Source organism: Flavobacterium tyrosinilyticum, assembly GCF_023656565.1.
In the GTDB taxonomy this organism is placed as follows: domain Bacteria; phylum Bacteroidota; class Bacteroidia; order Flavobacteriales; family Flavobacteriaceae; genus Flavobacterium; species Flavobacterium tyrosinilyticum.
This window is the reverse complement of sequence record NZ_JAMOKG010000003.1, coordinates 545,371-565,032: the sequence shown is the minus strand read 5'-3', so window position 1 is coordinate 565,032 and position 19,662 is coordinate 545,371. Positions and strand designations below refer to the sequence as shown.

Genomic DNA, 19,662 nt, shown 5'->3' with positions numbered 1-19,662 from the left:
AAGTTATTTGGGTAACATTCGGCTAGCATGTACTCCAACAAGTACTGGAACCTGATAAAGGATATAGGCAAGTTCTGCGGCATTGGTGTCAGGGGACCATCTTGCTTGCACATCATCTGGGTGTTCTATATTTTCCTGATCATCAGCATTGGGTGTTTTTAAGGTCACTGTTTTATTCATTTCAATACAACTTCCGTCAGTCGTTTGAATATCTTTCCAAGAAAGGTTGTTCCAGTTTACAATTTTTTCCACTCCTGCCGCATTCTTCGCTTTTTCAATGTCTAGTCCAAAGCGCAGTTCACCTGGTCTTTCTTTTATGACAAAAAACCAGCCGGGATCATCCGTTATCGAAGTTGGATTTAATTTACCTCTTGCTTCCTCGTCATCAAGATCGAATCCGAAAAAATAAATATCTGGTTCTACTTTTGCTTCAAACAAGGGCGTTTTGATAATAGATTGTGGTGGATTTTTTTCGTCCTCTGCAGAAAGTTTTGCAAAAATCCTTTCTTCACTTACACTTCTGGGTTTTGGAGCGGGCTGGTCTGGTATAATAGTTTGATCAGGTCCCCAATCTGCTTTATGTGCATATATTACTGCTGTTGGGTATTTTTTCAGTAATTCTCCTCTTATCACCAACACCAATTGTGTTTTTCCGCTTAATAGCGCCCTTTGGTTATGCTGACCCAATTCATTCTTCAATGGAGAGTCTGCTTGTGAAGGAAAAACTTTTGCACTATTAATTTTTGACCATTCGTGTATTTTAGGAATATCTCTTAATTTTTCTCTTAATTCTTGTGCTGAGTCTTCCGATTCAGGCTGTGGAGGCAAGAAACTTTGTACATCCCAGAATTGTCTAAAATAGGAACCTCTTTGATCGGTTGGATATTCTCTCCACAACAATTCTCTTGACATTTCATGATTAATGCCGACCATATAAGATTCAATAAACTTTTGGTTGTTTTCTAAAAGTGTAATGCTATTCTGTTCAATAAGGTTGATATTTGGCAGAAACAATTCTGAAGACATTTCGCTCAATGGCTTATACATCGGGATATCAATCTCCGGATATACCATTACTGGTGCAAATTGTTCGACCATATTGGTGGCTATACGAGCAGGGATAGTAATACTGTGATGGGTTCTCTTAGGAATAGTGATAACGGGGTTTAGTAAGTTTACCATTGAAGTAGTTAAGTCTTTTAAATCCACAGGTTTGCGTATAGGATCTGGATACTTAATACTTATCAATGTAAAAGCATCTTTTAGAGCAGTTTTAAATTTAATTGCTTCTTCACTGTCTGTACTGCCAGTTGTTGGTGTATAAGTGCTTCCGGGTAATGTTATAACAAAGCCAGGACTAACAGGATATTGGTCTACTGCAGCAGGCGTTTGACTGTCTTGTGTTACAGCAGCGGCTGCCATAACATCGTTGTTCCATTTTTTTAATTTTAGATAGAACCATACCAATGCAGCTCCTATAAGTCCCAATACCACAGATCCGCTTAACGATGCGGCGAATAGTAGCATGAATAAGAAAAGCAATATCAATAATAACAGAGGCAAAAATTTGAACCACTTGTATTTCTTTAAGAGCTCTACAATCAATTGCGGAATATCTGTTGGGGCCATCTCCTCGGCCAGGTCGGTGAGGTTTATTGCGCCTTCGGGATCTGTTTTTGGCGGTGCAACAACAACTTCGCCGTTGTTTATTCTCTCTATTAAATTATAAGGCGTAACAGTATCAGAAAAGTTTAACTTCTTCATGAAGCCACCTCTTGTTCTTGTAATGCTACGAAATTTGCCCGAAGTCATTACAGCTGGTATCGTACTTTCTGATATGGTTTGATAGACAGTAAGGTTTTTGTAGATAATCCTTTTTTGAACGGGTGACGTAAACATAAACGCTTTTTCGGTAATCAGCGGCGTCAGATGTTTGTTATAATATTTTAATGATACTTGCAATGCGAGTTGTGCAAATCTGAACTTGTTGTTAATCTCTGTAACACGACCTACTTGCTCCCAAGCCGCTTGCATATATTCTTCCTGATTTTTCTGAATAACTTTAGTTCCTATTCCTGCAGCGGTTCTAAATCTCGGATCAAGGTTTAGCTCATGTATCCAGTTTTTATTGTTGGGAAGGTCTGTACCATCGCTGGTTTTCAACAAACGCTGCTGTAGTGCGTGCCATGTGCCATATAATGGAGAAGTGATTACCGGATCTGGATCACCTTTTGTAGGGTCATTTTCTGAAGTAATTCCAGCATCAAAATTTACCTGCGCCATATTTTTTGATGCAATACTATAATCATCAGAAAGATTTATTCTTGCGGCCATAGCCTTGGTAAATTGATGCGGATAGGGATGTTCATCCCATTCATCATATTTTTTTGCAATTGCTTTATCGGCAGGCTTCATCGAATCAAAAGGGACTCTTAAGGCACCGCCGAGTTTTAGAATATTGTGGAGTTCAGGGTCATTTATCGGAGGAAGATTAGAACCAGGATGTATCACATCTATATCTCTTACTCCAATACTTTTATCAGCAAGCTTTGGCTGTAATAGGTTTACTAAATATTCGAAGTCACCCATATTACCTGTTTTGAAATGCCAGCGATGATAATACGGAAATTCGGAAACATTGCTGTCATCCCATGCACATTTAGTTGCCGCTAATGTGGAAGGAATTTCGTAGTCTAATCCAGCAAGTCTTCCGCTTTCAAAAGTGGGAATAAGAAAAGCATAGTATCCAATATTGGGTTCCAGTTTTCTTGGACAAATGATTCTAGAGTAGGCATTATCAGGATTTTTATTAATTAAATTATTAATAGCATTAGTAATATTGTCTGGATTTGCGGTGTTTGCGCTTGCTCCATTAGAAAGATCGGTATTGATGTGTACGTGCGCCCATGCCCAAAGTTCTGATGATTTTGGGAAAATATCGGCAGTGTTTTTTCCGCTTTTCAATTTAAAGAAAGGCAGCGGTTTATCTTTCATATTCTGGCCCTCTTCAAATTCATCTTCTTTTAGTACGATGAGTGTGAGCCAAGGACGAAGCTTGTTTTCGGAAGGTCTTGCGGGCGTGTATCGCCATGGAAAATCTTCTTCGTAAAATTCGATATAAGGTAAATAATTAGGTTCAAAATTTGTGATCCAGTTTCTGGGCTCTGTTTTTACAATTGCCTTGCTATCTATACCTACAATGTCACCAGGGCCATAAAGTTGAATTTCTTTATCTGGTAATATTCTGTTGTCTTCCGTTTTTCCATCTACTTTTATTGCTTCGATTTCGAGTGCTATTTTTATAGAGGCACGCAAAAGCACAGAACTATCATTGTCGAATTTAATGATGTTGTTAGATAATCCTTGGCGTAACCATGGTAAAAAAGAGTAGTTTGCTAATGTTTCGCTCATGATGATTGTAATTCATAATTAGGAATAATTTGAAGCTCCTTTTTCAGTCCTGGCTGTCTGGCAATTTGCTCCTCCATATAGGTCTGCGCCATGATCTCACTTTCAAATGTTGCGTGCGCAGTATGTGCCTTATTGTTTGATTTTAAGGCTACGGTATAACCTTCTTCTTTTATAGAAATTTTTTCTGCAAAAGGCTGCATTTTATTCAAATGAGATTTAGATAAAGTAGACTTAGACACGCTGTTTCCTTTTAGGAAATGATTGAACAAGATGCCGATTTGCATAAAGAATCTTCCTTTTCTAAATGGTTTTACAGGCTCTTTATCGATAATGGTAATTTCATACGCGACATTTTTTCGTACAAATTTTCCATTTTTGATAATGGTATTACTCAATGATATTTGAACGCCGTTTGGCATTTTTTCGAAAGAAGGCTTAGACAGTTTTTCTGAATCGGTAAGGTTTTGATATTGTGCTCGGGCGAAATTGTCGTTCACTTCTGTGATTTTTAGTTCGTTACCGTCACTAGTTGCTTTTTTAATCGTGATTTTTTGTACATCATTCACTTTTTGACTTCCTACTTTATCAATTTTTACTTGTAATGGCAGTATTTTTTGTTGTACTACCAGTGATCCTGCAGGATGTAACACAAGAGGCGCTGTTGCCGACTCTTCCATTTTTCGAAGTGATACTAAAAGATTTTTGTTATTTGAGAGTATAGTACTCCAGTATTCTCTTTTCTGTAAATCGTCGAGGAATTTTTGATAGATAGCCACTTCTGGTATGGCTGTGTTTTTTTCTTCTCCCCAAGTAACATCAAAGTCGGCAGATATTTCGAAGAACAAGATAGAAACACTACCAGTACCTTTCGCTCTCCATGGAGTTGGTCCTTCAAGAGACATTCTTACCCTTACACTTAATATATCAATACCAGCGGCACTAAGTTTGAAGCTGGCCGATACCTGAATAATAAAATAGAATGGACTGAACTGGAACAAGGCATCAAAACCAATATTTCCTTCTATGACACATGCTCTAAGATCAAATTTTATCTCTGCCTTAGCACCAAACTGTACCGTGTTGGATGTTACTGCCTGATAACATTCTACCCGTATCAAGGCAATGTCTGTATTTAGGATAGTGAGAGAAAGGCGTTTCATAGTAGGCAATGAAAGCGGGGGAGGTGTGTATGACGGATGAAAACCTCCAACACTCAATAAAAAATCAGGTTGATCACCCCATTTCAAACGCACTGCCATATCGCCTTCCAGAGTCATAGTAAGAATAAATGATTCATAGAGACTCGCGTCGAAGGTTAACATTTTCTTGTCAAAATCGATAGTTCCCACAAATAGAACCTGTATTTGAACCAGTGGTGTTTGCTCTGTTGGCAATGCTACTTTAAGTACTCCCAGAATAGCAATATTTCCAGGTATTTCAATAATAATACCTAGTGAAAGTGTAATCAAAGTTGGCGTTCCCCAGCCAATTTTTCCCATCGGGCCAATTAGAAATCTTTCTTCATAGGGAGGGAATATCGATTTTAGGTCGCTAATGATTCTTGGCGCGTTGGCAATTACATTTTGTGGAAACATGATACTGTTTACTGCTCCAGTGCGCACGGCATTTCTTAATGGATCCAACAGCATGGTTCTATTCAATCCCAATAATCCGCCAACAGCATTCAATGTGAAACCATAACCTAGTTGAAATGGAGGAAAGAATTCTGCCGTGATAATAATAAGCATTGAAAAACCTTTACTGCCATCTGGCATCTTTGTCGTAATCAATCCTATTGCTTTGGCAGAAATAAATCCTGCAATTGTTAGTTCTAGTACACCTGCGTATTCTTCTTTTTCAAAATCAAAAAATAAGTAACCGCCGCCAATGACTGCTCCGGCATTTACAGAAAGCCCCAGTCCATTTGGTGGCTTAAAGCCAAAGCCTAGATCAAATGGCCCCATATTTCCACGGTTATTTTCGGGGAAACTTAAATTGGTGCTCACGCCAATATTTTCTACAACCACTGTAAGCGGACCCAATTCGCCTTTAAAATCAGCACTTACAGATATAGGTATTTTTCGGTCTTCTATTTTTATTTCGATGGTTATACCGCTAATTTCAATAGGTCCCAATGAAATATGGATGGGCAATTGAATCTGTATTCCTGCACTTCCTTTAAAGTAAATGCCATTTTTGGTGGAGTATCCTACAGTAAGATCGAGAGGAACTTCTATAGGATCCAAAGGAAGTACAGAAGAAATAAATCCATCTCCGCCACCTAAATCTATTACAACACGTGAATCTTTAACGGCAATTTCAATAGTAAAATCATTGCCTTGCTGGTTTACCTGAGCTTTGCCAGTTAATTCTATAGCTCCTATTTCGAGTCTGGTAGATTCTGGCGCACCCAATTGTACCAAATGCTCTGGGCCCGATATACGAAAAGTTATTTCAAGAGTACCATCAATAGCAGAGGCAGCGGTAAGATCAAATAAAGTTATGGCCGTTTTGGGTCTTATTTCTACTCCTGTTGTTTTATCTATTTTAAGTCCGCCCTTAATAAGTAAGGAAAAATTTTCATTGATTACAATTTCTGTTTCAGCACTTCCGATAAAAAATGGCGATACAGCCAGCCCCGCGTTATTTGGAGTACTGTCTGTTGCAATAGGATACACTTCCAGTCCAGCTTTAACCGTATCAAGATCAAAAAATGGAACATACAAGGCATCACCACTTAAACTATATTGGGAAGTAATATCTCCAGTAGGCATATAAACGCCAGTTTGGATTTCTAGCGCATTCAGTAAATGTTCAATATTTTCTATTAATAATTTACCGTCATAAGTTGGTGTACCCCATCCGTACACAATTTCTGGTATGCGATGTGGTTCTTGTAGAAAAATGATTAATCTTTCCCATTCAATGCGATATTGTTTGTAGGCAATATGGGCAGGCAATGCAGCCGGTTGGTAACTATTGTCAAAAATGCCAATGAAGAGGAAGAAAGCAGAAATTTTTGGATGTTCATACTGCATATGCCGCATGATCATATAATCAAGAAGCTGTCTAGGAAACTTTGTGCCAAAATCAGATAATGTTGCACCAAGACCAAGATTATCTTTGATGGAGTCGAAATCGGTTATTACATTTTTTAGCGATCCGATAAGCGAGCTGTAATCGGAAGTATTATTAAGATTAATGGAAGAAAAGCTATTGATAAATTTAAGAGGAGACGAAGAGAGGTCTGTACTTTCAGGAACATTCCAACCCAAGTTGCGAAGGAAATATAAAGTGGTTTGAGGGGACTTTACAGGATTGCCTATATCATTGAGCACACCATTGATGGCCTGTCCTAGCTCTTCAATTAATAACTCAAATGTACTTTTATCAGCCGCCATTTTTTAATTATTTTAAGGTCTTGGGTAAAAAGTTCGATACAAAGCTTCCAGCAATGTTGGGTCTATCTTTTCTATGATTGCATATTTACATACATAACAAAAATCATTATCATAACTTGTACTTTTCATTCTGCACGATCCTGCAGGAATATATACACCGCAGCCTTCTCTGGCGCCCCCTTCATATAAACCTATAATTCGTTGTGGATAGCGAATACCATTTCTTACCGATACAGGTGGGTACTTCGTAGATCCATCAAAACCAATATTAGCGCATACAGTACCTGCAGGTCGTTCCCATAAGGGTTTGAGGTTGGTTTGCATATAAGTAAAGGCATCGGTGCCGATTAATTTTTCTGAGCTGCCTGGATAAGCGTCTTTGTACCATTTGGCCTTACTAGGGTCAAATGCATTCGTAACAGTATCAAGCACATCTCTCCGTGTTACAGCATTAGGACGCACATCAGTACCATCAAAATAGCCTGCTGTAGTTGCGATGGCTGGTGTATTTATTTCAGAATATTCATCTTCTAATCTAAAGTGCGAATGCCCTAATTCATGCATGCTCACGGCAGCAAGATTATTATAATTATTTCTTGGAGTGCCTGGAGTATGGTCTATACCCGCAACAGAAGTTGATAATCCTTGAAAACCGGGCTGATCGCCTAAACAGACCATTGCAAAATCGCGATGTCCACCTCCACCATATTTATCATCATTTACCAATACAATGACTAATGCATGGTCTTTTCCTGTAGAGGAAGACATACCACTTGGAGGAGCAGCCCAACATTGCGGTATTAAATTATCTGCCACAGCTTCTGAAGGTAAGGTAAGCGTAGCAATAAAATCCATTATTAAGGTTTCATCGCCGGTTTTAGGTCCTATAAGTCTAGCCATTGGCGCTCCGTTTATCAGATAGCCATAAGTTAGTCCCAATGCATTTGATTTTTGCATCATAGTGCCAACAGCCGGTCCAGCCGTACCAGGATTGTCTGGAACTGTTATTCCGTTAGCGTCGACAGGCACGGCACATGAAATACCCGAGCTCGGTGATGGCGTAAATGCTTTAAAAATATTAAAATGTTCTCGAACTCCTCTAAGATTAAAAGGAGCCTTTCTAAAAAATCGGGCCACAACCTCGTTTATGGTTCTGTCAAAAAGAGCTCTGTCGCCTGCGCTAAAGCCATCGCCTAAAAAAAGAAGATTTTTTTTGTCCTTTGTTGGACCATTATAGATAATGGTTTCAAGTGTTATACCTGTAGGGATAGGAGTTGGCATATTAGTTTCTTTTAATTAATAATTAAATTGAAAATCATATATCCGTGTCATTTATTTAATCCTAAAATTATAATGAAAATGCAAATTGATTTGCGGTATTCAAACAAATGATATTTTAGAATATCATTTTGTTTGAACTATAATTTCTCAAAAAAAAACACTGAAATTGTATATACAAAAATTAGATTATTTAAAAAGATGGCTTTATAAAATTTTGTATATGAGGCAGTTATAGAAGTAAAATTTTTGCTAAGATAAAAAAAAAAGAAAGATCTTCATTTTTTTTAACAACTGATTACTTACCAGCAAAATTTTTATTTTATTGATTGCTTTTTTTACTGAAGAAGAACTATTCTTTAAATTAGGTTATGGGAAAATTGAAAACGGACACATCGTAGGATGCAGATGCCGTGGTAAAAGGGCTTTACATTTTGTATTAGATAAGCAATACAAAAAAAAGCCGCCTGTATTTAGGCAGCTTCCTTTTAAAGAGGGTATCAACTATTCTTTATCATAAGTGTCTCTTTCCTCTTCAATATCTTCATCTTCATCTTCATCTTCATCTTCATCTTCATCTTCATCCAGATCATTATCTTCATCTTGACTTTCATCATCATCGGATCGATCATCTTCTTCATTCAAAGCAAGATTAGTACCGTAGTCTGGTTCTGGATTTTCTGTTAGAGAATGATCTGCTGGAGGTGAGTCAATATCAGGATCTTCATATTGTCTTCTGTCATTTTGAAAATACTGGTCTTCCTGACCGTTCTTTTCCTTTTCATCTGTACTCATAATAATTAATTTTTAGTGGCGCCTTTTTTTGTATCAGCCGAAGTTTTCGATTCCTCTTTTGAATCTTTTTTAGAATCGCTTTTAGAAGCACTTTCTTTTGTATCAGTTTTTTTATCTGATGACTTAGCACTGTTAGTGCTTTTCTTTGTGTTTGAACTTTTCATATCTATTTGTATTTAAATTGTTTATTGAGGTAAATGTAGAGTTGATATATGGTTTGATTTTATACTTAAGACTATTAGTAATTATATAATTAACAGTAGGTTATCTCTTTTTGATGTAATTACCTTTTGCATAAAATCTTACTATTAGTTTATCGGATTATTTAATCTGATTTTTCTATTTAATACGTCAGATGCTTATATCATTTTAAAGCTTGTCGTTTTTGTGTCTATATTCCAGATGATTTTTATCTAAAAAATTTCATTAAATGATGGAGATAAAGCAATCGAGGCAAATGTATTGGGGAATAAGGGACGTTTTTTATATGCAGGATCATGTGTGTTACATGATTTACAGTCAGTTGTTTATGATACAGGGTCAAAAAAAAACATCTGCACAGTGTACAGATGTTTTTGGTTTAATTAAAAAAGTTCGAATAAATTTTATTCGGCAGCTACAATATTTACTTTATTTAGTGCTACGTCGTTTAGTACGCAATCGGCTTCTTTTTCTTCTGCAAGAGTTTGTGTTAATAGTTTTGCAGCATTGTTTTCTCCAAGTGTTTTGGCAAAAGCGACTAAAGTTCCGTATGTTGCAATTTCATAATGTTCAATTTTTTGTGATGCGGCAATTATTCCAGCATCTCTAACCGCTCCTGGAGTTGTTTCTAAAAGAATACTGTCGCCTTCTTTAAGAAGACCCGCCATTGCTTCGCATTTTTTTCCTTCCGCTTTTTCGCCTAAAAGATCAAAAACTTCTTCTAATCTTTTTACTTGGTTTTTAGTTACATCAAGATGCTCTAAAATCGCGCTCGCAAGTGCGGGAGAAGTGGCGTTGTCTGCCATTTTTGGTAAGGCACCTACTAATGCATTTTCTGCCCAGTAAATGTCTTTAAGACTGTCAATAAAAAGTTCTTTCAGTTCTGTTGCAGCGTCTGAGGCTGGTTCAACAAAATTGTTTTTAACGGCTTTGTTTTCTGTGGGTTTTTCTGAATTTTTCATTTGTTTTTTTGATTTAATTGTATAAGTTTGGTTCACGCTCCCAAAAACGGTGTAGGGTCATTGCAGCGATAAAATCTTGAGCAAATCCTTCGGTTGCCACATCGCTGGTCAAAATAATTCCACCATCTTCATTTGTAATTTTTGATGCAAAAGGTGCACTGCTTATAATTTCTGAAGCTTCGCCGTCTGCGCCAATTACTTTGCAATGCTTGTAGGCATCATTAAGGAATTCGAGTAAATCGTCATTTTCAGCCAATGCATTCAATCCTAATCCGTGTGGAATGTAAACTGCATCAAATAATACAGAAGAAGCAGTTAAGAAACTAAATTCTGCAGCAATTGCACCGTCAGCATCTGTTACGATAGATCCAAGATGAGGTGCGATAATGCATCCTTTGGCATCTTCTTTTTTAAGTGCTTTTTTGATATTCAACACAGCTGCTTCAGAAACTCCGTCAGAACAAATAATTGCTACTTTTCTAGACGCAATCGTTGGTGAATTCGTTGGATTTTTAATCATACTCAATGCTTCAGAAGAAGCAACAGAAGATTCAACTGTTTGCGATTCTTGAGGTCCGCCTTCGTTTTCTGGAGATACACCTTTATTAATCGGTGTTTCCAAAATTGGAGGTACAGTTGCTCCAAGTCCAGCAGCCACTTTTTCAGCAAGAGTGGCATCAATTTGCGAAAGCAGACCTAACACTCTAACGCGAATAGCAGTAGTTTCTACTTTTCCAAGTTCAAAACGCAATGCTTTTACAATATGGCTTTTTTCTTCTGGCGTCTGGCTGTTGAAGAATAATTTTGCCTGTCCGAAATGATCGTTAAAACTTTCACTTCTTTCTCTTACTTTATGAGCATCAACTCGTTCGTTAAAACTTGCAAAACCTCCTTCTTCAATTTTAGCCTGATAAGGACAGCCTCCGCCAAGTGAATTTGGATGATAACTTACACGCCCTTTATTGATTTCCTGGCGCATGTGTCCGTCACGTTGGTTGTTGTGAACGGGAGCAACACTTCTATTAATTGGGATTTCATGAAAATTCGGACTTCCTAATCTAGAAAGTTGTGTATCGGTATAAGAAAATAATCTTCCCTGTAAAAGAGGATCATTACTAAAATCGATTCCCGGGACGATGTGTCCTGGATGGAAAGCAATCTGTTCTGTTTCTGCAAAGAAATTATCAGGGTTTTTGTTTAGAACCATTCGGCCGACAATAGTAACGGGAACTAATTCTTCTGGAACCAGTTTGGTTGGGTCTAGAAGATCAAATTCGTATTTGTTTTCGTCTTCAGCAGGAATTACCTGAACGCCTAATTCCCATTCTGGAAAATTTCCTGTTTCAATAGCTTCCCATAAATCTTGTCTGTGAAAATCTGGATTCTTTCCTGAAATTTTCTGAGCTTCGTCCCAAGCAACAGCGTGAGTTCCTAATTTGGGTTTCCAGTGGAATTTTACAAAAACAGATTCTTCCTGTTCGTTGATTAGTCTAAAAGTGTGTACTCCAAAACCTTCCATCATTCTGTAACTTCTCGGAATGGCACGATCAGACATAACCCACATAATCATGTGCATGGATTCGGGCATCAATGAAATAAAATCCCAAAAAGTATCATGCGCAGATGCAGCCTGCGGCATTTCATTGTGTGGCTCTGGTTTTACAGCATGGATAAGGTCTGGAAATTTAGCAGCGTCTTGTATAAAAAATACAGGAATATTGTTGGCCACTAAGTCATAAATACCTTCCTGAGTATAAAATTTAACGGCAAATCCTCTGGCATCTCTGGCAAGATCTGTAGAACCTCTTGATCCTGCAACGGTAGAAAATCGTGTAAATACAGGAGTCTTAAGACCTTTTTCTTTTAAGAAACCAGCTTTAGTCAATTCTGGAATTGGATTTGTAACTTCAAAAAATCCGTGAGCTCCTGAACCGCGCGCGTGCACAATTCGTTCCGGAATTCTTTCGTGGTCAAAATGCGTTATTTTTTCCCTAAGAATAAAATCCTCGAGTAGAGAAGGACCTCTTTCGCCTGCTTTCAGCGAATTATTATCATCATTAATTCTAAGGCCTTGATCTGTAGTCAGAAATTTATTTGTGCCATCTGATTTGTTGATTGATAAATCGCGTTGTTTTTCGTCTTGAAAATTTTTCATAAAATATCATATTAGTTAAATACCTTGAAATTTTGAAGAATCAAAACCCTTACTTACAGATTTATAGTTAGTTAGAGTTGTGATTTTTCTTTCTATCAAAAGTATATTATACTAATGTGACGTTTTTATACTTTTACAATTTATAGTTCTACAATTACCAGTAATTCAGATAAATAAAAATAAATGAGATTATTTTTTTTAAAATTTAGGTTTCAAGTAACGGAAGATAGACACTAACTGTTGTTCCTACAGAAGGTTTGCTTGAGACTTTAATAAAACCGCCATGATTGGAAACTATTTTTTGCACCAAGGCCAGCCCTAGTCCGCTTCCATATTGCAAATCATTGCTTTCAAGTTTATAAAAGGGAGCAAATATCAATTTCTCAAAATCATCATTAAAGCCTATTCCGTTATCACTTACATAAAGCTTTATAAAGTTAATTTTAGAGTCGGCGCCTAATTCTATAATTTCTTCAGATTCAGGATAAGAGATGCCAATTTTTATTTCGGGCGCAGTATCCTTTTTGGTATATTTTATTGAATTGGAAATTAAATGCCTAAGCAGTAGCTGTATTTGTGGAGCTATAATTGCAATTGTTGGAAGAGTATCATTTGTTATAACAGCATTATACACATTAATTGCTCTTTTTAAATCACTTACAGTTTTTTTGAGAAGTATATTAAGATCTGTCTTTTTAAATTCTTTTTTAGAAAAGTTTATTTTTGAATAATCTATAAGGTCTTCAATCAGCTGATTCATATTTACTGCCGAGCTTAGCAATCTTTTTACATTATGTCTGCCAGATTCAGTAAGATTGGTTTCATTGTCTAAAATTTTTTTTCCAAACATATATATTTTTCTAATGGGCTCTAGTAAGTTGCCGCTGGCAGCATCTGTAAAATATTCTAATTGCTTGTTATGGTCGAGGAGTTCTGTGTTTTTGCTTTTTAAAGATTCGCCACTGTGTTCTAATTCTGTAATATCTTCTAGGGCAATAAGAATCATGCCTTCAGGAACAGAGTTTAAAATGGGAGATGCATTTAGAATCATGATCTGTTTCTCACCGGCAGAAGATTGAAATTCTATTTTAAAGTTTTCGACGATATTGTTTTGAGCCAGTTTTTTTAAAACAGTTTCTTTGAATTGCGGCCTATTCCATTGGCCGTTTATTATATCAAAAATTGAAAAGCCTTCTGTATTTTCTTCGTGGGTTTTAAAATATTTGTAAAAAGATGGATTGGCATTTTTGACTATAAAATTTTTATCAATAATAATTAAAGGTTCTCTTATGGTTTTTACAATCGATTCATAAAAATTGCGCATTGATGCGAGTTCATCACGACCGTCCTGAAGTTCAAAATTGATATAAGATAATTCTTTGTTATTAGACTGAAGCTCTTCTGTCGAAGTTTCGAGTTGCTCATTTATAAGTTGCAGTTCATCAGTGCTGCTCAGTAATTCTTCATTTGTGGTCTGCAGTTCCTCAAAATAAATCTGCTGTTCTTCGGTAACTCTTTTAAAATCACCCCTCAGCTGCAGTAGCTGTCTTTCTAATTCTTCGGTTCTATTTTCGCCAGTTCGATTTTGTTCGGCAGTTGAAACCGTTTTTTTACAAAAAATAATCAATAATAATTCGATATTTGAAGGAAGAAATATAACTTCAAAAGAGGTTAAAAAAGATTGTTTTTTTACGCTAATATTTTCTCCAGAAAAGTTTTTTTTCTCATTACGGGCTTTTAAAATCGCATTTCTTAATTCGAAACCAATTTCTTCATAAACCATACTTAAAATATTAAAGCTCGGTTTTCCAACAGGCGGCTGTAAAAAGGGGCTGGTATCTCCATGAAAATGAACTATTTCTAATTCTTCATTAATAATTACAGCGGCAGGAGAATATTGCTCTAAAAGGATATCTGCGGCAATTTTTCTATAATCTATTTCATTGCTTGTTAGGAGGGAAGTGTTTTTTGTTCTGCTAACAACAGAATTAAAATCGGAATGGAAGATTTTACGTTTAATATCATCCTGTTTTCGAATATAGATCTTATCCTTTTTTTCTATTATAGCAAACAAATTTTGAACATTGTTTGCCGATTCCGATCTGCCCAAGAACAAATATCCCTTGTCTTTAAGCGCATAATGAAAGGATTCAAATATTTGATTTTGTAATTGTGAATCAAAGTATATCAGTACATTTCGGCATGATATTAAATCTATATTTGCAAAAGGCGCATCTTTAGTCAGATCATGCAGGGCAAAAACGCATTTATCTCGAATGTTTTTATTAACATGATAACCGCTGTCTCTTTTAGTAAAGTATTGTTCGATTCTTTCTTCACTTATATTTTTTACATCTTGTAAAGTATATATTCCAGAGCGGGCTTTTGCGATGCATTTTTCAGACAAATCGGAAGCGAAAATCTGAACCTGAATATCCTTATTGTTTATTTTATTAAGATATTCATCAATGCAGATAGCCAGAGAATACACTTCTTCGCCAGTTGAACATCCTGCAGACCAAATTCTTAAACTCTTATTGCTTAAATTTTCAATGATAGAAGGAAAAACGGTAGAACATAAGTTATCAAAATACAGTTGATCTCTAAAGAAATAAGTAACAGGTATAAGGAAATCATAAAACAATAAATCTTGTTCGCTAGTACTGCTTTTGAGTAGATTCAAATATTTTTCGATGCTATCTTGCCTAGTATTTACCATTCTTTTGGCGATACGTCTTCGTAGGGTTTGGTATTTATAATGATAAAAATTGGTGCCTGACCTTACAGATACAAGAGCTATAATTTCTTCAAACAACTCTTGATCACGATCTGATGTTTCTTCTTCAAAATAAGCGTGAGCGGCCAAATAACTACTTTGTACTTCAAGTAATTTAGAAACAATTTTTTCAGGTAATGCAAAATAATCTATAAATTCTGCTGTGTCATTTTGATTTTTATTAGATAAAACAGCAATAGTCGCACCGCCATATTCTTTTAGTTTTTTAAGTCCCGCCGCACCATCAATCGGATTTGAAGAAAGGATTACTCCAAAGGCATAGCTGTTGTAAACAGAGGAAAGGGATTCGAAAAATAAATCCATGCAATTGTTTACTCTGCTACTACGTGTTCGAGGTTTAAGTTTTAGTATGCCATTTTCTAAAAACAAAAAATTGTTTTCAGGAATAATGTAAATATGGTCTGGAATTAATTCTATTTCACTGACAATTTCGGCAACAGGAATTTTAGAATATGTTGCGAGCTGCTCGGCTAGTTTTTTGGATTGAGGGAAATATAAATTTTCTATAATCAGATAACTCATTCCTGACACTTCAGGTATCTCAGAAATAATCGTCTTTAATATTTCAATTTCTGCTGATGTCGAGCCAATACCAACAATAGGGAATAAATTTGATGATGCTGTGGTTTCTATTTCCGATGTGTTCATGCATTTTAAGTTTTAAATGAAAAATACTCATTATGCTTAAAAATTATACTGAATCTCTTTATAGAATTCTAGATATTTATTGTTAGGACATAACCCGTAAATTTAGGAAAGAGATTGGAGTTCTTTTTATAAAATTGACCTTGGTGTTTTCATAATTAACATCTGTACTAATTAAATATGTCAATACTGTTGAGTTATTGAAATATAGTTTTTTAGTTTTTTGAGGGGAATAATGTAAATAATACATAGTAATGATATAAAACTAGTCCGGTCGAGCTTCTATACCTTTAGTCTTGAAATTGAATGGCATAATTGTTTATTCTGAAGGAGGAAGTAAACACATTTTGAATTATTAAATATAAAATATCATGTATAAAAAAGGACAACAGGTGCAGCAGGAATTTGGAACACAGGTGATGAAGGTTGTTGGTTTTGAACCCGATTTGATAGAGAATGTTATAACAGAGTGGGAGGATGAAGAAGGAACTATTGTAAAGGGGAAATTCATGGAATCTCAATTACTGCCTGCGGAAGATGATGAATTAGAAAAACAATAGTTTGCAATCTTTTACAATTAAAATCATGAAAAAATTTTTACGTAATAATGGACTTTCGATTTGTTTCTTTCTACTATTTATAGCCTCATTTATAGGACAGATTTTTTTTGGATTTGTAGAACACAATAAAGATTTAACAGAAAATGGCACCTCACCAATCAGTTTATTTTCTTATTTCTCAACAGGGCATTTTATAGAATCTACATTTGAAAATTGGGAAAGTGAATTTCTGCAGATGGCTTTGTTAGTGGTGCTGACAATTTTTTTGCAGCAGAAAGGTTCTTCAGAATCTAAAGATTTAGATAAAGAAGAAGAAGTAGACAGAGAGCCATCAGCTAAAAGAAAAAATGTTCCATGGCCTGTTACAAAAGGAGGCTGGATATTAGCTGTGTACAAGCATTCTCTAAGTATCGCCTTGTTTTTATTGTTTTTTATTTCAATGGCAGCACATTTTTATGGAAGTTTAAAAGATGAAAATGAGCAACTGGCATTAAAAGGCCTGCCTCTGGAAACTGCCTCGGCATATATAGGAGATTCGCGGTTTTGGTTTGAGTCATTCCAGAACTGGCAGAGCGAATTTTTGTCGGTTTTTGCTATAGTCATTTTTTCCATTTATCTGAGACAGATCGGTTCTTCACAGTCTAAACCTGTAGATGCTCCCCATATACAGACAGGAGAATAATTTTACAAAAAAAATCCGGCTATTGATGAAAGAATAAAGTGATGTTTTTTTACAAGTTTTTTCTGAATTTAAAGAGTTTTGCTAATATTAATTCTCTACATTTACATGAATATCCAAATATCACAACAAATGCAGAACAATCTCCTGGGAAGCTTGAAAGAGCACCAAAACAAATTATTGACCACATGGTCTCAGCTTTTACAAGCAAACGGATCTACTGACGGAGCAACAGAAGAAGAAGAATCAAAGGAGTTCGCCGCTCTTTTTCTAGATGCTTTACAGCATTCAAACGGAAATACTGAATCGCACGAATTCGAAAAAGTTCATGACCTGTTAATCGGAATTTCAAGTTCTAGAGGCAGACGTGGTTTTTCTCCCCGCGAAAATGCACAATATCTGATTGCTTTTAAAGAAGCAGCTTCTAAAATTCTTTCAGAAACAGCATCTGATCCTACAGAATTATACAACGCTAATTTACAATTATCTACGCTCCTGGATAACATGACAATCTTAACTTTTGAATCGTATATGAAAGGACGTGAAGATGTCATTTCAAGACAGATTGACGAGATTAGTGAGATTTCGACACCGGTTATCCGTGTTTGGGATGGTGTTGTAGCACTTCCTATTATCGGTACCCTTGACAGTTCCAGAACACAGGTGGTAATGGAAAATCTTTTGCAGCAAATTGTAGATACAGGCAGTTCTATTGCCATACTTGACATTTCAGGTGTGCCGGCGGTAGATTCATTGGTAGCACAGCATCTTATAAAAACGGTGAGTGCAACGAGATTAATGGGAGCAGAGTGCATAATCAGCGGTATCCGCCCTGAAATTGCACAGACTGTGGTGCATTTAGGAATAGATCTTACTGGAATTATTACAAAAGCTTCGCTTGCAAGCGCTCTTCAAACAGCCTTTGAAATGTTACAGCTTACGGTTGTGAAAAGAAAATAACGAATTAAGATTACTGACATGGAAAGAATTCCAATACTCAAGATGGGAGATTTTCTGCTTGTTACCATACAGGTTGATTTGTATGACCAATTGGCTGAAAATCTTGAATCTGATTTAATAAATACTATAAACAAGAATAATTCAAAGGGCGTTTTGATTGATATATCAGCGGTTTCTATTATCGATTCCTTTATGGGAAGGATTTTAGGAAATATTGCCGTTATGTCAAAAATCATGGATGCACAAACAGTAGTAGTGGGCATGCAGCCTGCAGTCGCTATTACATTGGTTGAACTTGGATTATCTTTAAACGGTGTTATTAGTGCCTTAAATGTTGAGAAAGGCATGGATTTGCTTCGCGCGAAAATGTACAATGGCGATAACGAGGAGCAGACGTATGACGACAGCAACGAATAAAGAAGAACTGCTCATAGTAAAAGAGCAGGATGTAGTTCCATTACGCAACCGCGTAAAGGAGTATGGCGTAAAAATTGGAATGAGTATTTTAAATCAAACCAAATTGATTACTGCTACGAGCGAACTTGTCCGTAATCTTCTGAAATACGGCGGAGGAGGAAAGGTTATTATAGAATCTGTAAGCAACGGCCGTGATCTTGGAGTACGCGTCACTTTTATTGATAAAGGACCGGGCATAAAAGATATTTCTCTAGCCATGCAGGATGGTTACAGTACTGGAAAAAGTTTAGGTCTCGGCCTGCCGGGTACAAAAAGGCTAGTAAACGAATTTGATATACAAACAGAATTAGGAAACGGTACAACCGTTACTATAATAAAGTGGAAAAATGGATAATACTTTTTCCGTTTACAAAATTGACGATAGAAGTCTTATCGCTTTTATTAAACGAGAGATACATAATTTAGCACTTCAGTTAGGTTTTAAACCACACAGAGCTGCTGAAATCGATATTATTATTGCCGAAATTACTTCTAATCTTATTAAATATGCAGGCGGTGGAGATCTGCTTTACAGAGCACATCATAATGGAAGCTTTAATGAAATAGAAATATACTGTCTGGATAAAGGAACTGGTATTGACAATATTTCCAAGATAATGAAAGATGGCTATTCTACCTCGAGCACACTTGGTCAAGGTATTGGTGCTATTAAGAGATTAAGCAATGATTTTCAGATTTATTCTATGCGCGGATGGGGAACTGTCCAATATATTAAAATCTGTGATAAACCAGATTGTTCGATCCCAAATTCAACTACAAAATTGGATCTGTCCGCATTAAGCGTAAACTATCCAGGCGAGCGAGTATGCGGAGACGGACATCATATTAAATATTCCAAAAAAGGTTTTCAGATTTTTGTTGGAGATGGATTAGGACACGGGGCAAATGCCCACGAAGCAGTTGAACAAGCAATTAGAGCTTTTAAACAATGTACAGAAAATGATCCTGTGGCAGTGCTTCGATATGTTCATGAGCATGTTAAAAAAAGCAGAGGGCTTGTTGCTACTATTGCTGCCGTTGATTATGAAGCAGAAAGCTGGAATATCTGCGGTATTGGTAATATCAACACACGTATTTATAACGGACTAGACAACAAAACTTATACGCCATATAATGGCATAATCGGTCATAATATTCCACGTACTATAAACAGCACTATTGTTCCTTACCAAAAACATCAAATTATTATAATGCATAGTGACGGACTGAGAACAAGATGGAATTTAAATGAACTTAATTCTATAATTAAACAGAGTCCGGCTATTATTGCTTCTGCCTTATATAAAGATAATGTGAGGGGAACTGATGATGCTACAATTTTGGTTGGAAAAATAATTTAAG

14 protein-coding genes are annotated in these 19,662 nt (G+C 36.2%); 6 read left to right on the top strand and 8 right to left on the bottom strand.

Annotated features, from left to right (window positions below; all coding sequences use genetic code 11):
- Positions 1 to 3: 3 nt before the first annotated feature.
- The 8 genes from NCC77_RS16795 to NCC77_RS16760 form a co-directional block, all read right to left on the bottom strand.
- Positions 4 to 3,411, bottom strand: coding sequence for a hypothetical protein (locus NCC77_RS16795; protein ID WP_250836635.1), 3,408 nt, complete (start codon positions 3,409 to 3,411; stop codon positions 4 to 6).
- A complete protein-coding gene (locus NCC77_RS16790; RefSeq protein WP_250836634.1) occupies positions 3,408 to 6,458 on the bottom strand; it encodes a DUF6603 domain-containing protein in 3,051 nt (1,016 codons plus the stop codon). The genes NCC77_RS16795 and NCC77_RS16790 overlap by 4 nt, the downstream gene beginning before the upstream one ends.
- Before the next feature lie 366 nt (positions 6,459 to 6,824).
- Positions 6,825 to 7,841, bottom strand: a complete 1,017-nt coding sequence (locus NCC77_RS16785) for a M64 family metallopeptidase (protein ID WP_250836633.1) — start codon at positions 7,839 to 7,841, stop codon at positions 6,825 to 6,827.
- Between the two features lie 753 nt (positions 7,842 to 8,594).
- A complete protein-coding gene (locus NCC77_RS16780) occupies positions 8,595 to 8,885 on the bottom strand; it encodes a hypothetical protein (protein ID WP_250836632.1) in 291 nt (96 codons plus the stop codon).
- A gap of 5 nt (positions 8,886 to 8,890) precedes the next feature.
- Positions 8,891 to 9,049 (bottom strand): hypothetical protein, encoded by a 159-nt coding sequence (locus tag NCC77_RS16775; protein ID WP_250836631.1) that lies wholly within the window; start codon positions 9,047 to 9,049, stop codon positions 8,891 to 8,893.
- A 441-nt stretch (positions 9,050 to 9,490) separates the two neighbouring features.
- A complete protein-coding gene (locus NCC77_RS16770) occupies positions 9,491 to 10,048 on the bottom strand; it encodes a YciE/YciF ferroxidase family protein (protein WP_250836630.1) in 558 nt (185 codons plus the stop codon).
- 13 nt (positions 10,049 to 10,061) lie between these two features.
- A complete protein-coding gene (locus NCC77_RS16765; protein WP_250836629.1) occupies positions 10,062 to 12,203 on the bottom strand; it encodes a catalase in 2,142 nt (713 codons plus the stop codon).
- A 205-nt stretch (positions 12,204 to 12,408) separates the two neighbouring features.
- Entirely contained in the window at positions 12,409 to 15,648 is a 3,240-nt protein-coding gene (locus NCC77_RS16760) for a CheR family methyltransferase (protein WP_250836628.1), read from the bottom strand.
- Positions 15,649 to 16,016: 368 nt separating this feature from the next.
- On the opposite strand from NCC77_RS16760, the gene NCC77_RS16755 reads away from it, so the two are divergent.
- From NCC77_RS16755 to NCC77_RS16730, 6 genes are all read left to right on the top strand, one after another.
- Entirely contained in the window at positions 16,017 to 16,205 is a 189-nt protein-coding gene (locus tag NCC77_RS16755) for a hypothetical protein (protein WP_250836627.1), read from the top strand.
- 25 nt (positions 16,206 to 16,230) lie between these two features.
- The gene (locus NCC77_RS16750; RefSeq protein ID WP_250836626.1) at positions 16,231 to 16,887 is read left to right on the top strand and encodes a DUF6766 family protein; all 657 of its coding nucleotides are present in this window, start codon (positions 16,231 to 16,233) and stop codon (positions 16,885 to 16,887) included.
- Between the two features lie 129 nt (positions 16,888 to 17,016).
- Positions 17,017 to 17,844, top strand: coding sequence for an STAS domain-containing protein (locus tag NCC77_RS16745; protein WP_250836625.1), 828 nt, complete (start codon positions 17,017 to 17,019; stop codon positions 17,842 to 17,844).
- Positions 17,845 to 17,862: 18 nt separating this feature from the next.
- A complete protein-coding gene (locus NCC77_RS16740) occupies positions 17,863 to 18,261 on the top strand; it encodes an STAS domain-containing protein (protein ID WP_012025123.1) in 399 nt (132 codons plus the stop codon).
- Positions 18,242 to 18,655 carry an anti-sigma regulatory factor gene (locus NCC77_RS16735; protein ID WP_012025122.1) on the top strand — a complete coding sequence of 138 codons (414 nt, stop codon included), beginning with the start codon at positions 18,242 to 18,244 and terminating at the stop codon, positions 18,653 to 18,655. Before NCC77_RS16740 ends, NCC77_RS16735 begins: the two co-directional genes overlap by 20 nt.
- Positions 18,648 to 19,661 carry a SpoIIE family protein phosphatase gene (locus NCC77_RS16730; RefSeq protein ID WP_250836624.1) on the top strand — a complete coding sequence of 338 codons (1,014 nt, stop codon included), beginning with the start codon at positions 18,648 to 18,650 and terminating at the stop codon, positions 19,659 to 19,661. Before NCC77_RS16735 ends, NCC77_RS16730 begins: the two co-directional genes overlap by 8 nt.
- The last annotated feature ends 1 nt before the right edge of the window (position 19,662 follow it).

What these genes read in the sequence shown, in the direction of transcription:
- NCC77_RS16795 (WP_250836635.1), bottom strand. Translation starts at nt 3,411, where the DNA reads ATGAGCGAAACATTAGCAAACTACTCTTTTTTACCATGGTTACGCCAA.
- NCC77_RS16790 (WP_250836634.1), bottom strand. Translation starts at nt 6,458, where the DNA reads ATGCGGCATATGCAGTATGAACATCCAAAAATTTCTGCTTTCTTCCTC.
- NCC77_RS16780 (WP_250836632.1), bottom strand. Translation starts at nt 8,885, where the DNA reads ATGAGTACAGATGAAAAGGAAAAGAACGGTCAGGAAGACCAGTATTTT.
- NCC77_RS16775 (WP_250836631.1), bottom strand. Translation starts at nt 9,049, where the DNA reads ATGAAAAGTTCAAACACAAAGAAAAGCACTAACAGTGCTAAGTCATCA.
- NCC77_RS16770 (WP_250836630.1), bottom strand. Translation starts at nt 10,048, where the DNA reads ATGAAAAATTCAGAAAAACCCACAGAAAACAAAGCCGTTAAAAACAAT.
- NCC77_RS16765 (WP_250836629.1), bottom strand. Translation starts at nt 12,203, where the DNA reads ATGAAAAATTTTCAAGACGAAAAACAACGCGATTTATCAATCAACAAA.
- NCC77_RS16760 (WP_250836628.1), bottom strand. Translation starts at nt 15,648, where the DNA reads ATGAACACATCGGAAATAGAAACCACAGCATCATCAAATTTATTCCCT.
- NCC77_RS16755 (WP_250836627.1), top strand. Translation starts at nt 16,017, where the DNA reads ATGTATAAAAAAGGACAACAGGTGCAGCAGGAATTTGGAACACAGGTG.
- NCC77_RS16750 (WP_250836626.1), top strand. Translation starts at nt 16,231, where the DNA reads ATGAAAAAATTTTTACGTAATAATGGACTTTCGATTTGTTTCTTTCTA.
- NCC77_RS16745 (WP_250836625.1), top strand. Translation starts at nt 17,017, where the DNA reads ATGCAGAACAATCTCCTGGGAAGCTTGAAAGAGCACCAAAACAAATTA.
- NCC77_RS16740 (WP_012025123.1), top strand. Translation starts at nt 17,863, where the DNA reads ATGGAAAGAATTCCAATACTCAAGATGGGAGATTTTCTGCTTGTTACC.
- NCC77_RS16735 (WP_012025122.1), top strand. Translation starts at nt 18,242, where the DNA reads ATGACGACAGCAACGAATAAAGAAGAACTGCTCATAGTAAAAGAGCAG.
- NCC77_RS16730 (WP_250836624.1), top strand. Translation starts at nt 18,648, where the DNA reads ATGGATAATACTTTTTCCGTTTACAAAATTGACGATAGAAGTCTTATC.